The organism is Streptomyces sp. NPDC013187 (assembly GCF_042899705.1).
GTDB lineage: Bacteria > Actinomycetota > Actinomycetes > Streptomycetales > Streptomycetaceae > Streptomyces > Streptomyces hawaiiensis_A.
On sequence record NZ_JBIBAF010000013.1, the window covers coordinates 67,078 to 85,475 of the forward strand.

Here is an 18,398-nt window from a genome sequence, read left to right on the forward strand (position 1 = left end):
GAGGACCGTTTCGTTACCGACCAGTGCTACTGGATCGTTGGTACCCGAATCCGGACGCTCCCACCAGTCTTCGCGCGTCCGTTCAGCCGAAGGGGGCGGAGCGTCCCCGGCACTTGTCGCGCGCCTGACGGCGGTGTTGCATCGCAGTGCCGTCCCGGTGGCGGCTCCGAGTCCGAGAGCGCTCCGGGGAAATCCGTATCGAAGCGCTTCGACAACCTATGGACACCCACCCCTGCTGGGGCTACTGTCGAACCACCCTCACCCACCCGTATCAGCTACGCGCATTGTCGAAGCGCTTCACAAGAGCTTGGAGAGCTGGATGGTCACCCTCGCCGAGGTCGCCCAGCACGCCGGAGTCTCGGCGAGCACGGTGAGCTATGTCCTCAGCGGCAAGCGGTCCATCTCCGCGAACACCCGGCAGCGGGTCGAGCGGAGCATCCGCGAGCTCGGGTACCACCCGAACGCCGGGGCCCGCGCCCTGGCCAGCAGCAAGTCGAACATCATCGCGCTCATGGTCCCGCTGCGCACGGACATGTACGTGCCCGTGATGATGGAGATCGCCATCGCCGTGGCGACCTCCGCCCGCGCCCACGGGTACGACGTGCTGCTGCTCACGGGCGAGGAGGGCCCCGACGCGGTGCGCCGCGTGGCCGGCAGCGGGCTCGCCGACGGGATGATCCTGATGGACGTCGAACTCGACGACGAGCGGCTGCCGTTGCTGCGGGAGACGGACCAGCCGTCCGTGCTGATCGGGCTGCCCTCCGACACCTCGGGCCTGACCTGCGTCGATCTGGACTTCCGGGCGACGGGCGCGCTGTGCGTGGAGCACCTGGCCAAGCAGGGGCACCAGGACATCGCCGTCATCGGGGAGGCCCCGGCCGTCTACGAGCGGCACACGGGCTTCGCCGAGCGCACGCTCGACGGGCTCAGGTCCCGTTCCCGCGAGCTGGGCGTCAGGCTGCTGCACCGGCCGTGCGAGGGCGGGTACGACGCGATGGCGGTCACCCTCGCCCGGATCCTCGACGAACGCCCCGACACCTCGGGACTGATCGTGCAGAACGAGTCGGCGGTCGAGCCGCTGCTCGCGCTGCTGCGGCAGCAGGGCCGGGCCGTGCCGGAGGACGTGTCGGTGGTCGCGATCTGCCCCGACCAGGTCGCGATGCAGGCCTCGGTGCGGCTCACGTCGGTGGCCATCCCCGCGCAGGAGATGGGCCGGCACGCCGTGGACCACCTGGTCGCCAAGCTGGACGGGCGCGGCAGCGACGAGGTCGTGCTGATCGCGCCCGAACTGACGGTACGGGGGAGCACGGGTCCGGCACCGAGCCGGTCGAGGCACCGTTAAGCACGACCGGGCACCACGGGCACCCTCGGCACGACGGTCGTGGGCACGACCGTCGTGAGCGCCCTTCCCTCCCACCCCCCGCGAACACCGCCCTCCTCTCAGGGCACCCCCATGTCCGCACTCCTCCAGGAGCACAGGAGCACGCGTGAATCAGCCTGCTGAAACCCAGCCCCAGGTGAGTCTGGCGCAGTCCTCCCCCACCGTCGGCACGTTCCGTGAGCGGGGCGGTGCGCTGGAGTGGAGCGGCCGCCAGGAGACCCTCCGGATCGAACCATGGGGTCCGGACGCGGTCCGGGTGCGTGCCCGGCTCGGCGGACCGGTCCTGGAAGGACTCCCGGGCGCCCTGCTCGACGAGGCTCCGGCCACGCCGGCCACGGTGAAGATCGAGGACGGCACCGGGCTGCTGACCGTCGGCGCGCTCACCGTCGAGGTGAGCGCCGAGGGCCTGATCCGCTTCCTGCGGACGGAGGACTCCGCCGAGATCCTCGCCGAGGACCGCGCCCACTTCTGGTGGCCGGGCTCGCGCCTCTACACGGCCGTCGGCAACGGCCACCACCGCCTGGAGCAGCGCTTCGCCGCCTACGACGACGAGCAGCTGTACGGCCTCGGCCAGCACCAGCACGGGCGCTTCGACCAGAAGGGCCTGGTGCTGGACCTGGTCCAGCGCAACGCCGAAGTCGGCATCCCGGTGCTGACCTCCAGCCGTGGCTACACCCTGCTGTGGAACAACCCGGCGATCGGCCGCGTGGAACTGGCGCACAACGGCACCCGGTGGGTCGCCGACTCGGCCCGGCAGATCGACTACTGGATCACCGCGGGCGACCCGGCCGCCGGTCAGCGCCGCTACAGCGCGGTGACCGGCCGCAGCCCGATGCTGCCGGAGTGGGCGGCGGGCTTCTGGCAGTGCAAGCTGCGCTACCGCACCCAGGACGAACTGATGGCGGTGGCCCGGGAGTACAAGCGGCGGGGGCTGCCCATCTCGGCGATCGTCTGCGACTTCTTCCACTGGACGCACCTCGGCGACTGGAAGTTCGACCCGAAGGAGTGGCCGGACCCGGCGGCGATGGTGCGCGAGCTGGAGGAACTCGGCATCAAGCTGGTGGTCAGCGTTTGGCCGTCGGTGTCGCCGCTGAGCGAGAACCACCCGGTCCTGGAGCAGCGCGGCTGGTTCATCGGCACCCAGTACGGGCCGATGGCGCACGCCGACTGGCCCGACAAGGAGGTCGCCTCCACGGTCCAGGTGGCCTTCTACGACGCCACCAACCCGGAGGCCCGGGAGTTCGTGTGGTCGAAGGTGAAGGAGAACTACCTCGACCCGTACGGCATCACGGCGTTCTGGCTGGACGCCTGCGAGCCGGAGCTGAAGCCCGGCTTCCAGGAGAACCTGCGCTACTGGGCGGGCCCGGGCCTGGAGGTCGGCAACGCCTACCCGGCCGAGAACGCCCGGACCTTCTACGAGGGCCTGCTCGCCACCGGCGAGGAGGAGATCGTCACCCTCAACCGCTCGGCGTGGGCGGGCAGTCAGCGCTACGGCGCCGCCCTGTGGTCCGGTGACATCGGCACGGACTTCCCGACCCTGCGCCGCCAGATCGCGGCCGGCCTCAACACGGCCCTGTCGGGCATCCCGTGGTGGAACACCGACATCGGCGGCTTCCACGGCGGCGACCCGGACGACCCGGCGTACCGGGAGGTGATGGTCCGCTGGTTCCAGTTCGGCGCGCTGTCCCCGCTGATGCGGCTGCACGGCTTCCGCGACCCGGGCATGCCGCTGGGCCCGGAGATGACGGGCGGGCCCAACGAGGTGTGGTCCTACGGCGAGGAGGCCGGGGCGATCCTGGAGCGGTACCTGCGGCTGCGCGAGCGGCTGAAGCCGTATGTGCTGGACGTCATGCGCGCCGCCCACGAGGAGGGGCTGCCGGTGATGCGGCCGCTGTTCCTGGAGTTCCCGGACGACCCGGCGGCCTGGTCGGTCGACGACGCCTATCTCTTCGGGGCGGATCTGCTGGTCGCGCCGGTTCTCACGGCGGGGGCGACGGTCCGGACGACGTATCTTCCCGCTGGGGCGAGCTGGACGGACGCGTGGACCGGTGAGTCGTACGCGGGCGGCACGACGGTGACCGTCGACGCCCCACTGGAGCGTATTCCGCTGTTCCTGCGGGACGGGGCGGAGTTGCCGATCGCGGAATGATCTCAGCTGTGCGGCCGGTCCCCGAGGGGGGAACCGGCCGCATTCTCACGAGCTCAACGGCAGACGGAGACCAGCGCGCGGACCAGGGCCCGGCTGTGCAGGGCGTCGAGGTGGTCCTCGTGGTGGACCTGGAGGCCGGCGAGTGCCAGTTCGGGGCGGCAGGTGAAGGCGCCGCGGTCCGCGGAGGTGTCGGCGAGGGCTTCGACGAGCGCACTGGTGACCTGGTTGATCTTCTGCCGTACGACGTTCAGGTCCGGCTTGGTCGTCGGTGCCTGGTCGGGGTGGTCGGTCCAGCGCTGGAACAGGCCGCGCTGGACGACCTTGTTCGCCTCGATCTGGTCGCGGAAGATCGCCCGGATCTCGCCCGGGTCGGCGCCGAGCTGCTGGGCCTGGGCGGCCACGTTGTCGAGGACCTGCTGTTCGCGGGCGGGGTCGTCGATGGGGCTGCCGGTGCCCCATTTGGCGGCGGCGACCAGGTCGGCGGTGGCCAGGCGTTCGGCGGCGAGCTCGACGACGGAGTGCAGGGGGGACAGGGAGAGGGCGGCGGCGCGGGGGGCCGTCGCGGTACCGGAGACCGGAACCGCGACCGCGGATCCCGTCGCCGTGAGGACGACGGCCGCGGTCGCGGTCACGGTGATCAGGGCACGTCGGAGGGGGGTGGCGGTACGCATGTCCCCATCAAACCCGACGTTTCCCCAAGATCAGGTCAACTGCTGCTCACGGTCAGGTTGTTGGTGGTGAAGTTCAGCCCGCCGGACGACGAGGTGACCTCGTAGCCGAACTGCACGTCACCGATGGTCTCGTTGCCCATCCACTTCTTGGTGTCCTTGATCCACTTCAGGATCGGCAGGATGTTCACCGTGCCGTAGCTGGAGTTGGAGGTGCGGATGAACGAGAACACCTCGTTGGAGCCGTTGGTGCCCTTGAAGACGTTCCAGGAGTGGCCGCCGAGGCTGACGGTGCCCTGCGAGGTGCCGAGCGGGCCGACGGGCCCGGTCTTGTTGACCCAGAGCATGATCTCGTAGTCGTGGTCGGTGTCCCAGATGTCGTACGACGTGTTGTACGCGCCGGACGACGGGACGCTGACGTTGTAGCTGCTGGAGAGCGAGCCCAGCGAGGTGATCGACTTGTTGATCGCCTTCGTCTGGTTCGGGTAGGACTTGATGCCGCCGGTGTTGGGGTGGTTGGCCCAGATTCCCCAGTTGGTGCCGGAGTTGGCCCAGATGCACTGGCTGCCGGCGCCGCCGCCCCAGATGTTGTTGTAGAGCGTGTAGCCGTTCAGATTGGTCTGGCCCCACTGGTCGCAGGTGTTCCAGACGGCGGCCGAGGCGGGGGCGGAGGCGAGGCCGATCGTGGCGCCGAGCGCCAGGGCGGGAGCCAGCAGGGCCTTGGTGACCCTGGTCAGCGTGCTTGATGCCATGGTGTCCCTTCCATGGGTGGGGGGGTGGGGGGAACTACCACGTCCTCAGGGTGAGGACGTGGTCTTCTCCGGCGACCAGGTGGAGGGATGCTGCGCCGGAGGAAGTCCGCAGTTCGACGCGGTGGGTACGGCCCGGTCTGATGACGGCGGTGGCGCCGTCCCGCGTCCAGGTGAGGTCGAGCTCGGCGCCGAAGCGGGTGCGCACCCCGCGCAGGGCGCCCTCGGGGTACGCCGCCGGCAGCGCGGGCAGCAGGACCAGCCGGTCGGGGGTCGACTGGACGAGCATCTCGATCAGCACGGCGGGCAGGGTGTGCGCGGCGTCGGCGTTGTAGACGTCGCGCTTCGGGTAGTGGGCGCTCATCAGGGAGGCGTGGAAGAAGTCGCCGTCCAGGACCTGGCCGAGGGCGTGGGCGACACGGCCCGCGTCCCTGAGCCGGGCCGCGATCAGGGCGTGGTGCAGATGGCCGTGCGCGGAGTCGTTCTCGGCGCCGCGCAGTTCGAGGGCGCGGTGGGCCGCGGCGGCGAGTTCGGGGCTGTCGTAGGGGGTGATCTCGTCGAGCGGCCACACGCCGTAGAGGTGGCTGAGGTGGCGGTGGTCGTAGGAGTCCGTGAGCCCGGGCCACGCCCATTCGGCCAGGGCTCCGTCCTCGTTGATCCGGTGCGGCGGGAGCCGGTCGGCGAGGGCGTGCCAGCGGGCGGCGTCCGGAGTGCCCGGGTGGTAGGCCGCCGCCGTGCGCAGGGCGTGGCGGGCCGCGGAGAGGTCCATGGCTGCGTTGACCGTGCCCCAGCTCGCGTTGGACGGGCGGTTCTCGGGTGAATAGGAGGGCACGACGACGAGGTGGCCGTTCTCGTCGGTCCTGGTGAGGAAGTCCTCGTAGAACAGGGCTACTTCGGCGAGGGCGGCGGCGGTGCGGGGGTCGCGGGTGCCGTGGGTCTCGTCGTGGTCGACGAGCGGCTTGAGCAGCCAGTCGGCGCCGGCGGTCCACAGGTGGAGCGGGTACTCGCGGCTGTAGTGGTAGGAGTGGCCGGACTCGCCGTCGGTGTGGGCGGGGGCGACGACGCCCCGGGTGCCGAAGACGGCGCGGGCGTTGTCGCGCCAGTCGGGGAGCAGGCGTTGGATCAGATGCGCGTGGGCCTCGGTGACCTCGGGGAGGGCTGCGGCGGCGGACGAGGCGGTCTGGAGGTTGAGGTTGGCGTCGTTGGTGAACGCGCCCGACCATGCGGTGTTCCAGTCGCCGGTCCACAGTCCGGTCAGGCGAGGCGGGAAGAGGCCGCTCGCCGAGAGCAGGTGGTAGCGCCCGGCGGCGAAGAGGCGCTCCGGCAGGGCGGCGCTGTGTGGCCGCTCGAGCAGCTCCGAGCCCGGCAGGGCGCGGTCGGCGGGGTCGGCTGCGAGGTCGAGGGTGACGCGCTCGTAGGCGGTGCGGTGCAGGGCGGCGTGGCGGTCGAGGAGCTCGTCGTGGTCGGCGGGCAGGTCGCGCAGGGCACGGCCCTCGGCGATCACGTCGAGTTCGCCGGTGTGCCGGTGCACCCGGGTGAGGAGCAGCACGGACCGGGCGCCCTCGATGTGCACGCCCGGGGGCACGAGGGTGGTCGTGCCCCCGGTGACGACGATCTGGGTGACGCCGGTGCAGGCCCGGTCGCTGTCCGGGTAGCGGGTGCGCAGGCTGAGCAGGGCACCCTCGGGGGTGAGGACCGCTCCGTGGCCGATGCCCAGTCGAGCGGGGGCGCCGGGCAGCCGGGGGTCGAGGTCGATGTCGAGGGTGAGACCGGGTCCGGCGACGTGCTGGACGACGACGTCGTCGGCGCGGGAGACGAAGACGCGGCTCGCCCGGCCGGCACAGGTCGTGCTGACCACTCCGGTGGTGAAGTCGACGTCCCGGCGGTAGTCGTGGCCGGCGTCCCGGGGGACGGCCAGCCGGACCTGGAAGGCCGGGTGGAAGGGCTGGACCCACTGGAGCGGGCGGCCGTCCGTGAAGTCCTCGGCAGCGGTCGTGTCGCCCGCCAGGAGGCGGTCCTGGAGCCCGGGCAGGTCCTCGGCGAGCTGCGGGGGCCGGGGGTCCCGGCCGCCCGGCCGCACCAGGGTGTGGTGCGTGACGACGACCCGCTCGGCGTGCGGAGGGCCGAACACCAGGGCGCCGTGCCGGCCGTTGCCGCTGAGGAAGCCGTCCTCCCAGCGGGCGGCCGGTTGCGGCTCCCAGGTGCCGTGGACGGGCGCGGAGGTGGTCATGACCGCAGCACCGCCGCCCCGTGGCGGCCGAGGGTGACCCGATCGGTGACGTCCGTACCGGTCAGCAGGTCGTGGTGGGTACCGGGCACCTCGACGGTCACCGGCTCGCGCCCGTGGTTGAGCACGAACAGCACCTCGCCCCGGCGTACGGCCTCGACCTGCTCGGGCAGGCCGTCGAGCACCGGCCGGACGCCCGCGCCGGCGGCGATCGAGGCCAGCAGGTCGCGCAGCGCCTCGGGCTCCGGGAGCGTGGAGACGTACCAGGCACGGCCCTTGCGCAGGACGGCGGGCATGCCGTCCAGTTCGCCGCCCTTGTAGCAGGTCGTGTCATCGGGGTCCGCGGGCTCGATCTCCTCGGACCACAGCGTGCCCCGGAAGCCCTCGCAGGCCACCGTCTCCCCCGCGTCCAGCGGCCACCACTCGTGCAGCGTGCGGATGCCGAACAGGGCGCGCAGCCGGGCGTCCATGCCGCCGGGGCGGACCCGGTCGTCCTCGTCGGCGACGCCGGTCTGGAACCCGCAGACGAGGGTGCCGCCCTGCCGTACGTAGGCGAGGAGGTTGTCGATCGCGGCGTCCGTGAGGGCGTACAACTGCGGTACGACGACGAGCGGATACCGCCTCAGGTCGTGCTCGGGGTGGGCGAAGTCGGTGGTGAGGTGCGCCTGCCACAGGGCCCGGTGCCAGGCGCGCAGCACGTCCGGGTGGTCCACCTGGCTGGAGGGGCGGCCGTCCTGGGCGCCGGCCCACCAGGAGTGCCAGTCGTGCAGGACGGCGACGCTCGCGGTGAGGTGCCGGCCGGTCACCTCGGGGGCGATGCGTCGCAGGTCGGCGCCGAGCCGTTTGACCTCCTGGTACGTCCGGCCCTCCTCCCCCGCGTGGCTGACCATGCCGGAGTGGAACTTCTCCGCGCCCTGCCGGGACTGCCGCCACTGGAAGTAGCAGACGGCGTCGGCGCCCCGGGCCACGGCCTGGAGGGACCACAGCCGGTTGAGGCCGCGTGGCTTGGGGTGGTTCACGCCCCGCCAGTTGACCGGCCCGGCCGCCTGCTCCATCAGCATCCAGGGCCCGCGGGCCTGGGAGCGGGTCATGTCCTGGACCAGGGCTCCGTGCTGAGCGCCGAGCGGATCACGCGGGTCGGGGTAGAGATCGACGGAGACGACGTCCTCCTCCTCGGCCCAGCGCCAGGCGTCCTGCCCGATCCACAGCGGCATGAAGTTGCTGGTGACCGGCAGGTGCGGGGTGTGCCGCCGGACGATGTCCCGCTCGGCGGTGTAACACTCCAGGAGCATGTCGGAGGTGAACCGGCGGAAGTCCAGGACCTGGCCGGGGTTGCGCATGTAGTGGGGCAGGCGGGGCGGCAGGATGCCGTCCCAGGTGTCGTAGCCCTGGCTCCAGAAGGCGGTGCCCCAGGCCTCGTTGAGGGCGTCGAGCGTGCGGTACTTCTCGCGCAGCCATCGTCGGAAGGCGGCAGCTGCCTCGCCGCCGTAGTCGAAGGTGCAGTACTCGTTGTTGATGTGCCACATGGTGAGGGCCGGGTGACGGCCGTAGCGGGCGGCCAGGTCCTCGGTGATGGCGGCGGCGTAGCGCCGGTAGGTGGCGCTGGAGTGCGAGAAGTGCTGCCGGCCGCCCCACCATTCGGTGCGGCCGTCCTCGGTGACGGGCAGGGTGTCGGGGTGCAGCCGGCCCATCCAGGGCGGGGGCGAGGAGGTGGGCGTGGCGAGGACGACGCCGATGCCGTTGTCGTGCATCAGGTCCATCAACGTGTCCAGCCGGCCGAACTCCCGTGCTCCCGGTTCCGGTTCGAGCGCCGACCAGGAGAACACCCCGAGGGTGACGGAGTTGACGCCGGCGTCCTTCATCAGCCGGACGTCCTCGTGCCAGGTCTCCTCGGGCCACTGCTCCGGGTTGTAGTCGCCGCCGAAGAGGAGCCGGCCCCGGGTGGCGTCGCTCAGCCCGGGCCGTTTCCCCTCGCTCATCGGACGGGTTCCCCGTACTGCACGCCCCGCCCGTTGGTGGCGATGTACACGCGGCCGTACACGCGCGGGTCACCGGTGACCGCGGCTCCGATCCAGCCCCACTGGTGCCGGTCGTCGTTGATCCGTGTCCAGGTCTTCGCCTCGTCGTCGGAGCGGTACACGGCGGTGACGCTCTCGGTGGAGCCGACCATGTAGAGCGCCGGGTAGGAGGCCCCCTCGGCGGCCTTGCCGAAACCGAGGGTGTACGACGCCCAGCAGCTGCTCACCTTGGTGAAGGTCGCGCCTCCGTCGGTCGAGCGGTACAGCCCGTTCCACTTGAGGCTCAGCCACAGGTCACCGGAGCGCCCCGGCGCCGCGACCAGCTGGAACTCGCTGTCGCCGGAGCTCAGGCCGGTGGCCCGCGCGGTGAAGGTCCGGCCGCTGTCGGTGCCGGCGAAGAGCGTGCCGGTCGTGGTGTCGAAGGCGTAGATGCGGGCCGGGTCGACGGGGTCCGCGACGGGCACCGCGCCCTTCGGGAAGGAGCCGACCTCGGACCAGGAGGCGCCGTTGTCCGCGGAGCGGTAACCCGGGTTGGCCGTGCCGAAGGACCACAGCAGCACGCTGCCGTCGGCGTTGGTGGCGATCGGGCCGGGCGCGGACCTGGCGACAGCGGGCTGGGCCGTGAAGGGAGCCCAGGTCCTGCCGCCGTCGTTCGAGAAGGCGCCGTTGCCGTTGTCCCCCCAGCCGGACCGGACCACGTACGACGGTCTGGCCGCGGCCATCGACAGGCCCGTCGCCGTGCCGAACACCGGGTTCGACGCCATGCCGCGCGAGGGCGAGGCCGTGAGCCGCTCGTGGTACATCACGCCGACGTCCCCGCACCCGCTGAGCAGGTGCGCCTTGCCCGCCGGGGGTGAGATCAGATGCCGTGCGGACGCCTCCTCCACTCCGCGGATCTGCGGGGCCCAGTGCCTGAGGTCACGGGTGCCGTAGAGGGTGGCGCCGGTGCCGTACACGACGTGCCGGGAATCGTACGGGTCGAGCCCGACGGCCTGGATCCACCAGCCGAACTTGGGCTTGTCGGCGCCGAAGGTGAGGTACGGCGTCTCGGAGACGTCGAGGACGGCCTTGTCCTTGAGGGACGTCCAGGTGCGGCCGCCGTCGGTGGTCCGGTACACGGTGTCCACCAGCGACCAGCGGTTGTTGGTGGAGACGACGACGGTGCCCGGGCGGCGGGCGTCCACGGCGACACCGCCGTAGGCGAAGGTGTCGGTCCCGCCGTCGCCCGTGGGCCCGCCGGGCTTCACCGGTGTGACCTCGGTCCATTTCCCGGTCGTCGTCCGCACCTTGTGCACGCTGCCGTCGGACTGGCCGTTGGGGCCGGGGGCGTCGCCGTAGGCCACGTACAGCTCGCGGGTGTGCCGGTCGTACGCGGCCCGGACCGGCACCTTGGCGGCGGTGCCGGCGGGCTGCCCGGGGACGGCCTGCCAGGTGGTGCCGTCGGACGTGCGGTACAGGTTGGGCTTCCCGGCGGTTCCGTCGGAATCGCCCCAGCCGGCGTAGACGCTGCGGCCGGCGGCGACCAGGAGGGTGATGCCCTGGCCGGTGGCGCTCGGGGCGGCCGGGAAGCTCACAGCCTGCCAACTGGCGCCCCGGTCGGTCGACTTGAGCAGTCCGTCATGGCGGGTACCCAGCCACAGGGTGTCGCTGTCCCGGGGATCGACGAGCAGCCGCTCCCCGCATCCACGCCCGTCCTCGTTGGCTCCGAGCTTCACGGTGAGGTCGGTGCGCTGCCAGGTCGCCCCCCGGTCCTCGGACCGCAGCACGGCTCCGTTGCCGGCCCAGGACTGCGTGTACGTGCCGAGGGCGAGGTAGACCCGGTTCGGGTGCACCGGGTCGACGGCCATGGCCTCCACGCCGAGCAGGTTCCAGTCGTCCCAGCCGATGTGGTCGGTTAGCGGGATCCACCGGTCGGCCCGGTCGTCCCAGCGGTAGGCGCCTCCGATGTCGGTGCGGAGGTAGGCGAGCCCCTCGACGGAGGGGTGGAACAGCACGCCCGTGATGAACCCCGTGCCGCCCTGGACGACGTTGCGCCAGCGGTATCCGCTCTGCGCGGGGGTGGCGGCGGCTTGGGCCCGCCCCTGGGTCAGCGGCAGGGAGACGGCAGCGGCAGCGACCGCGGTCCCGGCGAGGACGGCACGTCTGGAGAGGCTGGACGCATGCATGACACATACCTCGGCGTTCTGAAAGGGAGGGGGGAAGCGCCCCGGAAGGGCGCGGGGAACTACGCGACCGGCCACACGCTGCCCGCAGTCGCCGGACAACCGGAGCACCCCACCGGGTGGGCGACGATCAGCCCTTGACGGCCCCGGTGAGCATGCCCTTCTTGAAGTGCTTCTGGACGAAGGGGGAAAGCACGGCAACGGGCAGCAGAGCCATCACCATCACGGCCATCTGCACCGCCAGCCCCGACAGCTGCCCCGTCTTGATGGCCTGCCCCAGGCCCACCGGGGCCTCCTGCTTCTGCACGAGCTGGATCATGACGTTCTGCAGCGGCATCATGTCCTGATCGTTCAGGTACAGCGACGCGTTGAACCAGGCACTCCAGTACCCGACGGCGTAGAAGAGCGTGATCACCGCGATCACGGCCCGGGACAACGGCACGACGATCTGCCACAGGATCCTGAAGTCACCGGCGCCGTCGATCCGTGCGCTGTCCACGAGTTCCTGCGATATCCCCATGAAGAACCCGCGCAGCACGAGGATGTTGAACACGCTCACCGCACTGGGCAGGATGAGCGCCAGATAGGTGTCCGTCAGTCCGAGGGTCTGCACCAGCAGATACGTGGGGATGAGTCCGGCGCTGAAGAACATCGTCGCCAGCAGCGTCATCAGGATCCAGCGGTGCCCCAGGGACCCCGTCCGGGACAGTCCGTACGCGCACAGGACGGACACGGTCATCGAGAACAGGGTGCCGATCAGGGTCACGAGAAGGCTGATGATCGTGGCCCGGGTGACCTGGCCGCCGCTCAGCAGTTCCTGGTACGCGATGAAGGTGATCCCCTTGGGCACCATCACCAGCCCGCCGGCCTCGTCGATGGTCTTGCGCGACGACAGGCTCGTCACGACGACGATCCACAGCGGGAAGAGGATCGCGAGGCAGGCCAGCGCCAGTGCGAGGCCCTTGCCCGCGAGGCCGGCCCTGGACGGCTGCTCCTCCCAGGCCGGCCGGGGCGGGGCCTGCCACCGGCGCGGCTTGCTCACGGGTTTGTCGATGACGGCGGTCACTTCTTGTACACCCCCTGCTCGCCCATGAGATGGGCCACCTTGTTCGCGACGAGGACCAGTCCGAGGCTCACGACACCCTTGATCAGACCGGCCGCGGCCGCGTAGCTGAAGTCCTGGTTGCGTACGCCGTTCCACCACACGAAGGTGTCGAGCACCTCCCCCGCCCCGGGCCCGACGGCGTCGCGCTGCAGCAGGATCTGTTCGAAGCCGACGGTGAGGGCGTCACCGACGCGCAGCACCAGCAGCAGGGCGATCACCGGGCGCAGCGCGGGGAGGGTGACGTGCCACATCCGGCGCCAGCGGCTCGCGCCGTCCATGGCCGCGGCCTCGTAGAGGTCGGGGCTCACCGAGGCGAGCGCGGCGAGGAACACGATGATCCCCCAGCCGACGTCCTTCCAGATGCTCTCCGCGGTGATCAGCAGGGGGAAGGTGCCCGGGTTGGTCATGATGTCGAGACCGTCGTACCCGTTCTGCCGCAGCAGCTGGGAGAGGATTCCGGCGCCGCCGAAGAGCTGCTGGAAGACGGCTATGACCAGCACCCAGGAGAAGAAGTGCGGCAGGTAGAGCACGGCTTGCGCGACCGCCCGCACCCGGGGCCGGATGACGCTGTTGATGAGCAGCGCGAGCAGGATCGGGATCGGGAAGAACAGCACGATCTGGAGGAAGAACAGCACCAGGGTGTTCTCGACGGCGTTCCAGAAGGCCGAGTCCTCGAAGATCCGCTGGAAGTTCTCCAGGCCCACGAAGGGACTGTTCAGCATGGAGATGACGCCGTTGTCACTGATGTACGGGTCGTACTCCTGGAACGCGACGACGTTGCCGAGGATCGGTATGTAGTTGAAGAGCAGGATCAGAGCCAGGGCCGGAAGGGTCATCAGGAGCAGCAGCCGGTCGCGTCTGAACCTGACCCTGAGGCTCTGCTTGCCCGTCGGGCGCTTGCCCGTGGAGCCGGTGGCATCGTCGGAGGCCACCGGAGTCCCGGGGCGCGGAATCTTCGTGGTCGCCTCGGCACTGCTGCGAGGCACCGTGCTGTGGGACACGGCCTTCTCCTTGCCTCGAACCCCGGATCAGTTGGCCGCGCCGCCGTTCTCGTCGAGGATCTTCCGGTACCAGTCGCGCAGCTTGTCGCCGCCCTTGCTCTTCCAGTCGGAGACGAACTGCTGCATGTCGCTGATCTTCTTGCGGCCGCGGACGATGTCGTCCTCCAGCTGCTCCACGTCGTTGGTGAGGTTGGTGTAGCGGGCCGGCTCGGTGATCTGCATGCCCCAGAAGGAGGACTTCTTGGCGAAGGCGCCCATCCGCTGCTGCCACTCCACCTGGCCCTTGGCGACGTCGGGGAAGTCGGGGTGCGCGATGGTCGCGGCGGGGCCCGTGACCATGACGTAGGCGTTCATCACGTCGATGTTGCCCTGGTCGGTCTTGGTGGGCACGCCGTCTTTGACGGTGTAGTGGGTGCCTTCGACGCCGTAGTTGGTCATCATGTACTCCTTGGTGCCGTACGGCGCCGCGGTGACGTTGGCGACGGCCAGCACGTCGCGGATGACCGACTCGGAGGCCTTCTTGCTGACGAAGGCGAAGATGCCGGCGGGCTGGTCGGCCCACAGGGTGGGGTCGCCGCCGTCGTGGCCCCAGATGTCCATGCCCCAGATCTTGAAGTCCGGGTTCTGGGTGGCCTGTTCGGCGGTGCGGCCCCACCACTGGGAGATGTTGTTGGGGTAGATCAGGAACTCGCCCGCCGCGAACTTGGGGCCCGGGTCGGGGGCGTTCTTGCCCATCCTGGAGTCGGGGTGGACGACCCCGGCGGCGAAGAGCTTGCGGGACCACTCCAGCGCCTCGAGGAACTCCTCGGTCTCGATGCGGTTGACGAGCTTGCCGTCGACGAGATTCCAGCCGAGCGGCTTCTCGCTGCCCGAGAGCACGCCGAACGCCTGGAAGGCGGTCCACTTCATGTCCAGGCAGGCCCACCGCTTGGCCTTGGCGTTCGTGATCTCCTTGGCCAGGGACATGAACTCGTCGCAGGACTTGGGGACTTCGTAGCCCTCCTTCTCGAAGATGTCCTGCCGGTACAGAGGCACCATGGAGGGGGCGGACGGCGCCGGCATCGGCAGGCCGCGCAGCTTGCCGCCGAAGATGGAGCGCCGCCACGCGTCCGTCGGGATCGCGGCGAGGTTCGGGTACTCCTTGACCTTGTCGCCGGAGAGGTGGGGGCCGAGGTCGGCGAACTTGCTGATGATGGCGCTGGGTATCTTGCCGCCCATGTTCCAGCCGGGGACCACCACGACGTCCGGGACGTCGCTGGAGGCGAGGACCGCGCCGAGCTTCTGGTCGTAGGTGTTGCCGTCCTGGTTCTGCCAGACGACGTCGACACCGATCAGGTCGTTCATCGCCTTGTAGTAGGCGTTGTTCTGCTTCGGCGGCGAGCCCCAGAACGGCGCCATGATGGTGACCTTGCCGCCCTTGCCGAGCTTCTTCGACACCGACGTCTTCAGACCGGCGAGGTCGAGCTTGCCGGTGAAGCCGAGCGCGGAGCCGTTCTTGGACGGGATGTCCGGCGTCACCACGTTGCTGGCCACGTACGCCGGAAGGATCTTCTTGGCGTCCTTGCCCGACGTGGTGCCGTCCCGCGACCCGCCCTCCGACCCGCCGCACGCGGCGAGCAGCGGCATCCCGCCCGCCACGGCCGCGGTGGCGACCGCTGTGGAGGCGAGGAAACTTCTCCGGCTCGGTCCGGAGGAGGCGGAGGCGGCGTTCGGCGTCATTGCGTCAACCCTTCATGGCGCACCAGGACACCCGGCGGAAGGCCGTCGGCTGTGGTGTCTCGAGTGGAACTGGCTGAGCAGAAGCGGAACTTCGATCAGAGAAGCCTCTGTAGTCGAAGCGCTTCGATGTTGCTGTGAGGTTAAGTGAACACCCATAGGTGCACAAGGGTCGTCCCGAAACTTCCTCGCAGGTATCAGAAGGGACCATTCCTCATGCCCGGCTTGAAGTGACAGCACTCGTCTCTTGACACCCGACCGGTGGCCGACCAGCATCGAAGCGCTTCGAAAGCGCCTCGCCGATCCAGCGCAAGGGGATCCTCACGTGACCGCACACACGCCACTCACCGCACCGTTTCGCGATCCCCGGCTGCCGTTCGCGAAGCGCGTCGACGATCTGCTGGGGCGGCTCACCCTCGACGAGAAGATCTCCTTCCTGCACCAGTTCGCCCCCGCCGTCGACCGGCTCGGAGTCGCCGCCTTCCGCACCGGCCAGGAGGCCCTGCACGGCGTGGCGTGGATGGGCCCGGCGACGGTGTTCCCGCAGGCTGTCGGCCTGGGGGCGACCTGGAACCCGGAGCTGGTGCGGCGCGTCGGCGACGCGGTGTCCAAGGAGGTCCGCGCGATGCGCGCCAAGGACGACCGGGTCGGCCTGAACGTCTGGGCCCCGACGGTCAACCTGCTGCGCCACCCCCTGTGGGGCCGCAACGAGGAGGGCTACTCGGAGGACCCGAAACTCACCTCGGCGATCGCCACGGCCTACACGCACGGCCTGCGCGGCGACCATCCCACTCACTGGCGCACCGCGCCCGTGCTGAAGCACTGGCTGGCACACAACAACGAGACGGACCGCGCCACCACATCGAGCTCGGTGCGCCCGCGCGTGCTGCACGAGTACGACATGCGGGCCTTCCGCGAGACCGTCGAGGCGGGCGCCGTGGCCGGCGTGATGCCGGCGTACAACCTGGTCAACGGCCGCCCCAACCACGTGTCGCCGTACCTGCGCGAGCACTTGCGCGCCTGGACCGGCGAGGAGCTGCTGGTCTGCTCGGACGCGGGCGCGCCGACCAACCTCGTCGACGCCGAGCACTACTTCGACACCCACGAGGAGGCCACCGCCGCCTCCCTCGTCGCGGGTGTCGACAGCTTCACCGACCACGGCACGGACTCCTCGCAGATGACCGGGCGGCTGCGCGGCGCCCTGGAGCGCGGCCTGCTGACCGAGGCCGATCTGGACACGGCCGTCCGCCGTCAGCTCTCGGTGCGTTTCCGGCTCGGCGAGTTCGACCCGGAGCACGACCCGCACGGCGCCACCGGCGAGTTCGACACCCCGTCGCACCGGGCCCTCGCCCGGGAGGCGGCCGAGCAGGCGATCGTGCTGCTCAAGAACGACGGGATGCTGCCGCTCGCCCCGGACACCCGGATCGCGGTGGTCGGGCTGCTCGCCGACGAGTGCAAGCTCGACTGGTACAGCGGCACGCTCATCCACCGCTCGACCCCGCTGGAGGGCCTGTACGAGCGGTTCGGCGCACAGCGGGTGGAGTTCGCCGAGGGAGTGGACCGGGTCCGGCTGAAGACCTCCGCGGGCGCGTTCCTGCACGTGCCGGTGGCCGAGGGGGCCGCCGACGAGGTGCGCGGCGCCGAGGGCGCGCTCGACCCGGCGCTGCTCGCGGGCCGCACCGACCTGCCCTCGCTCACCACCGACGCGGCCGGCACCGAGCTGGCGCTGGTCGACTGGGGCGAGGGTGTACTGACCCTGCGCGCCCCCGACGGCCGCTATCTCTCGGTCGCCGAGGACGGCTACCTCCGCGCCTCCGCCGACCAGCCGGGCGGCTGGGTCGTGCAGGAGACGTTCCGCCTGGAACCGCACGGGGAGGGGCACCTCCTGAAGCACCTGGGGACGGGTCGCCACGTGTGTGTCTCCGCCGACGGCGTGAAGGTTGCCGACGAGGATCCCGAGGTCTTCGAGCTGGTCGTCGCCGAGCGCGGCGAGGAGGCGGTGGCGCGGGCCGCCGCGGCGGCCGACGTGGTCGTGGTGGTCGCGGGCAACGACCCGCACATCAACGGCCGCGAGACCGAGGACCGTACGACCCTGCGTCTGCCGGAACAGCAGGAGCGGCTGCTGCGGGCGGCCCGGGCCGCGAACCCGGCCACCGTGCTGGCGCTGGTCTCCGCCTACCCGTACGCCGTCGACCCGGCCGAGCTGCCGGCCGTGCTGTGGACCGCGCACGGCGGCCAGGCCGCGGGCACCGCCCTGGCCCGCGTCCTGGCCGGTGACGTCTCCCCCGCCGGGCGTCTGCCGCAGACCTGGTACGCCGACGACGCCGACCTGCCGGGCCTGCTCGACTACGACGTGATCGGCGCCCGCCAGACGTACCTGTACTTCGAGGGGACGCCCCTGTTCCCCTTCGGGCACGGCCTGTCGTACACGTCGTTCGCGTACGGCGGCCTGACGGCCCGGGCCGGGGACGGGGCGGTGCACGTCTCCTTCTCGGTCACCAACACCGGTGACGTCACCGCCGACGAGGTGGCCCAGCTCTACGGCCGGGCCGTCGACCCGTCGGTGCCGCGTCCGCGCCGCGAGCTGCTGGACCACCGCCGCGTCACCCTCGCGCCGGGGGCGACGGCCGAGCTGGGCTTCGACGTCCCGCTGAGCGCCTTCGCGTTCTGGGACGTCGCCCAGGACCGGTGGCGCGTGGAGCCGGGCGCGTACGAGCTGCTGGCCGGGGCGTCCAGCGAGGACGTCAGGCTGCGGACGACCGTCACGCTCGACGGTGAACCGACCCTGCCGCGCGCGGTCCTGGCGAAGGGCCTGGCCGCGGCCGGGTTCGACGAGCAGAGCGGCATCGAGATCGTCGACCGGACGAAGGTGGCGGGCGACGCCGCGACACCGGCTGGCACCGGGGTGGGCGAACTGCTCTACCGCGCCTGCGACTTCGGGCGGGGTGTCTCCGAGGTGACGGTGGAGGTGGCCGGCGGGGGCACGGTGGAGGTCTCCCTCGACGGCGGCCCTGTCCTCGCGGCGCTGTCGCCTCCCGCACCGACCTCGGGACCGTACGAGTACGTCTCCCTCAGCGCGTCCGTCGCCGCCGCGGGCGTCCACGACGTGCACCTCAGGCTGCGCGGCCCGCTGCGGCTCGCGCACGTCGGCTTCTCCGGTTGAGGGTCCGGAGCAGGCCGGCACGGAGAAGGGGCCCGGCACCGGAAGGCATCGGTGCCGGG

General features: G+C 70.9%; 11 protein-coding genes. 3 read left to right on the top strand and 8 right to left on the bottom strand.

Features of this window, described 5'->3' with window-relative positions:
• Positions 1-319: 319 nt before the first annotated feature.
• Positions 320-1,342, top strand: a complete 1,023-nt coding sequence (locus ACFY5B_RS26835) for a LacI family DNA-binding transcriptional regulator (RefSeq protein WP_344459083.1) — start codon at positions 320-322, stop codon at positions 1,340-1,342.
• 145 nt (positions 1,343-1,487) lie between these two features.
• Positions 1,488-3,530, top strand: coding sequence for a TIM-barrel domain-containing protein (locus ACFY5B_RS26840; RefSeq protein ID WP_389973609.1), 2,043 nt, complete (start codon positions 1,488-1,490; stop codon positions 3,528-3,530).
• A 53-nt stretch (positions 3,531-3,583) separates the two neighbouring features.
• Here the strand turns inward: ACFY5B_RS26840 and ACFY5B_RS26845 are convergent, their stop codons facing one another.
• The 8 genes from ACFY5B_RS26845 to ACFY5B_RS26880 form a co-directional block, all read right to left on the bottom strand.
• Positions 3,584-4,201, bottom strand: a complete 618-nt coding sequence (locus ACFY5B_RS26845; RefSeq protein WP_389973611.1) for a chorismate mutase — start codon at positions 4,199-4,201, stop codon at positions 3,584-3,586.
• A 35-nt stretch (positions 4,202-4,236) separates the two neighbouring features.
• Complete coding sequence (locus ACFY5B_RS26850; RefSeq protein ID WP_389973614.1) at positions 4,237-4,950, bottom strand: hypothetical protein; 714 nt, start codon at positions 4,948-4,950, stop codon at positions 4,237-4,239.
• A gap of 34 nt (positions 4,951-4,984) precedes the next feature.
• Complete coding sequence (locus tag ACFY5B_RS26855) at positions 4,985-7,177, bottom strand: glycoside hydrolase N-terminal domain-containing protein (protein WP_389973617.1); 2,193 nt, start codon at positions 7,175-7,177, stop codon at positions 4,985-4,987.
• Positions 7,174-9,153: a beta-galactosidase gene (locus tag ACFY5B_RS26860; protein ID WP_389973620.1), complete on the bottom strand. Its 1,980-nt coding sequence runs from the start codon at positions 9,151-9,153 to the stop codon at positions 7,174-7,176. The genes ACFY5B_RS26855 and ACFY5B_RS26860 overlap by 4 nt, the downstream gene beginning before the upstream one ends.
• Positions 9,150-11,357, bottom strand: a complete 2,208-nt coding sequence (locus ACFY5B_RS26865) for a WD40/YVTN/BNR-like repeat-containing protein (RefSeq protein WP_389973623.1) — start codon at positions 11,355-11,357, stop codon at positions 9,150-9,152. The genes ACFY5B_RS26860 and ACFY5B_RS26865 overlap by 4 nt, the downstream gene beginning before the upstream one ends.
• A 127-nt stretch (positions 11,358-11,484) precedes the next feature.
• Positions 11,485-12,420, bottom strand: coding sequence for a carbohydrate ABC transporter permease (locus ACFY5B_RS26870; protein ID WP_389973626.1), 936 nt, complete (start codon positions 12,418-12,420; stop codon positions 11,485-11,487).
• Positions 12,417-13,460: an ABC transporter permease gene (locus ACFY5B_RS26875; protein WP_389973629.1), complete on the bottom strand. Its 1,044-nt coding sequence runs from the start codon at positions 13,458-13,460 to the stop codon at positions 12,417-12,419. Before ACFY5B_RS26875 ends, ACFY5B_RS26870 begins: the two co-directional genes overlap by 4 nt.
• Positions 13,461-13,487: 27 nt before the next feature.
• A complete protein-coding gene (locus ACFY5B_RS26880; protein ID WP_389973632.1) occupies positions 13,488-15,179 on the bottom strand; it encodes an extracellular solute-binding protein in 1,692 nt (563 codons plus the stop codon).
• 322 nt (positions 15,180-15,501) lie between these two features.
• Here ACFY5B_RS26880 and ACFY5B_RS26885 point away from each other — a divergent pair, with 322 nt between their 5' ends.
• Positions 15,502-18,339, top strand: a complete 2,838-nt coding sequence (locus ACFY5B_RS26885; RefSeq protein ID WP_389973635.1) for a glycoside hydrolase family 3 C-terminal domain-containing protein — start codon at positions 15,502-15,504, stop codon at positions 18,337-18,339.
• The last annotated feature ends 59 nt before the right edge of the window (positions 18,340-18,398 follow it).

Bases quoted from the DNA above. Each gene is read 5' to 3' on its own strand.
- ACFY5B_RS26860 (WP_389973620.1), bottom strand. From the start codon at position 9,153: ATGAGCGAGGGGAAACGGCCCGGGCTGAGCGACGCCACCCGGGGCCGG.
- ACFY5B_RS26835 (WP_344459083.1), top strand. From the start codon at position 320: ATGGTCACCCTCGCCGAGGTCGCCCAGCACGCCGGAGTCTCGGCGAGC.
- ACFY5B_RS26855 (WP_389973617.1), bottom strand. From the start codon at position 7,177: ATGACCACCTCCGCGCCCGTCCACGGCACCTGGGAGCCGCAACCGGCC.
- ACFY5B_RS26880 (WP_389973632.1), bottom strand. From the start codon at position 15,179: ATGACGCCGAACGCCGCCTCCGCCTCCTCCGGACCGAGCCGGAGAAGT.
- ACFY5B_RS26865 (WP_389973623.1), bottom strand. From the start codon at position 11,357: ATGCATGCGTCCAGCCTCTCCAGACGTGCCGTCCTCGCCGGGACCGCG.
- ACFY5B_RS26845 (WP_389973611.1), bottom strand. From the start codon at position 4,201: ATGCGTACCGCCACCCCCCTCCGACGTGCCCTGATCACCGTGACCGCG.
- ACFY5B_RS26850 (WP_389973614.1), bottom strand. From the start codon at position 4,950: ATGGCATCAAGCACGCTGACCAGGGTCACCAAGGCCCTGCTGGCTCCC.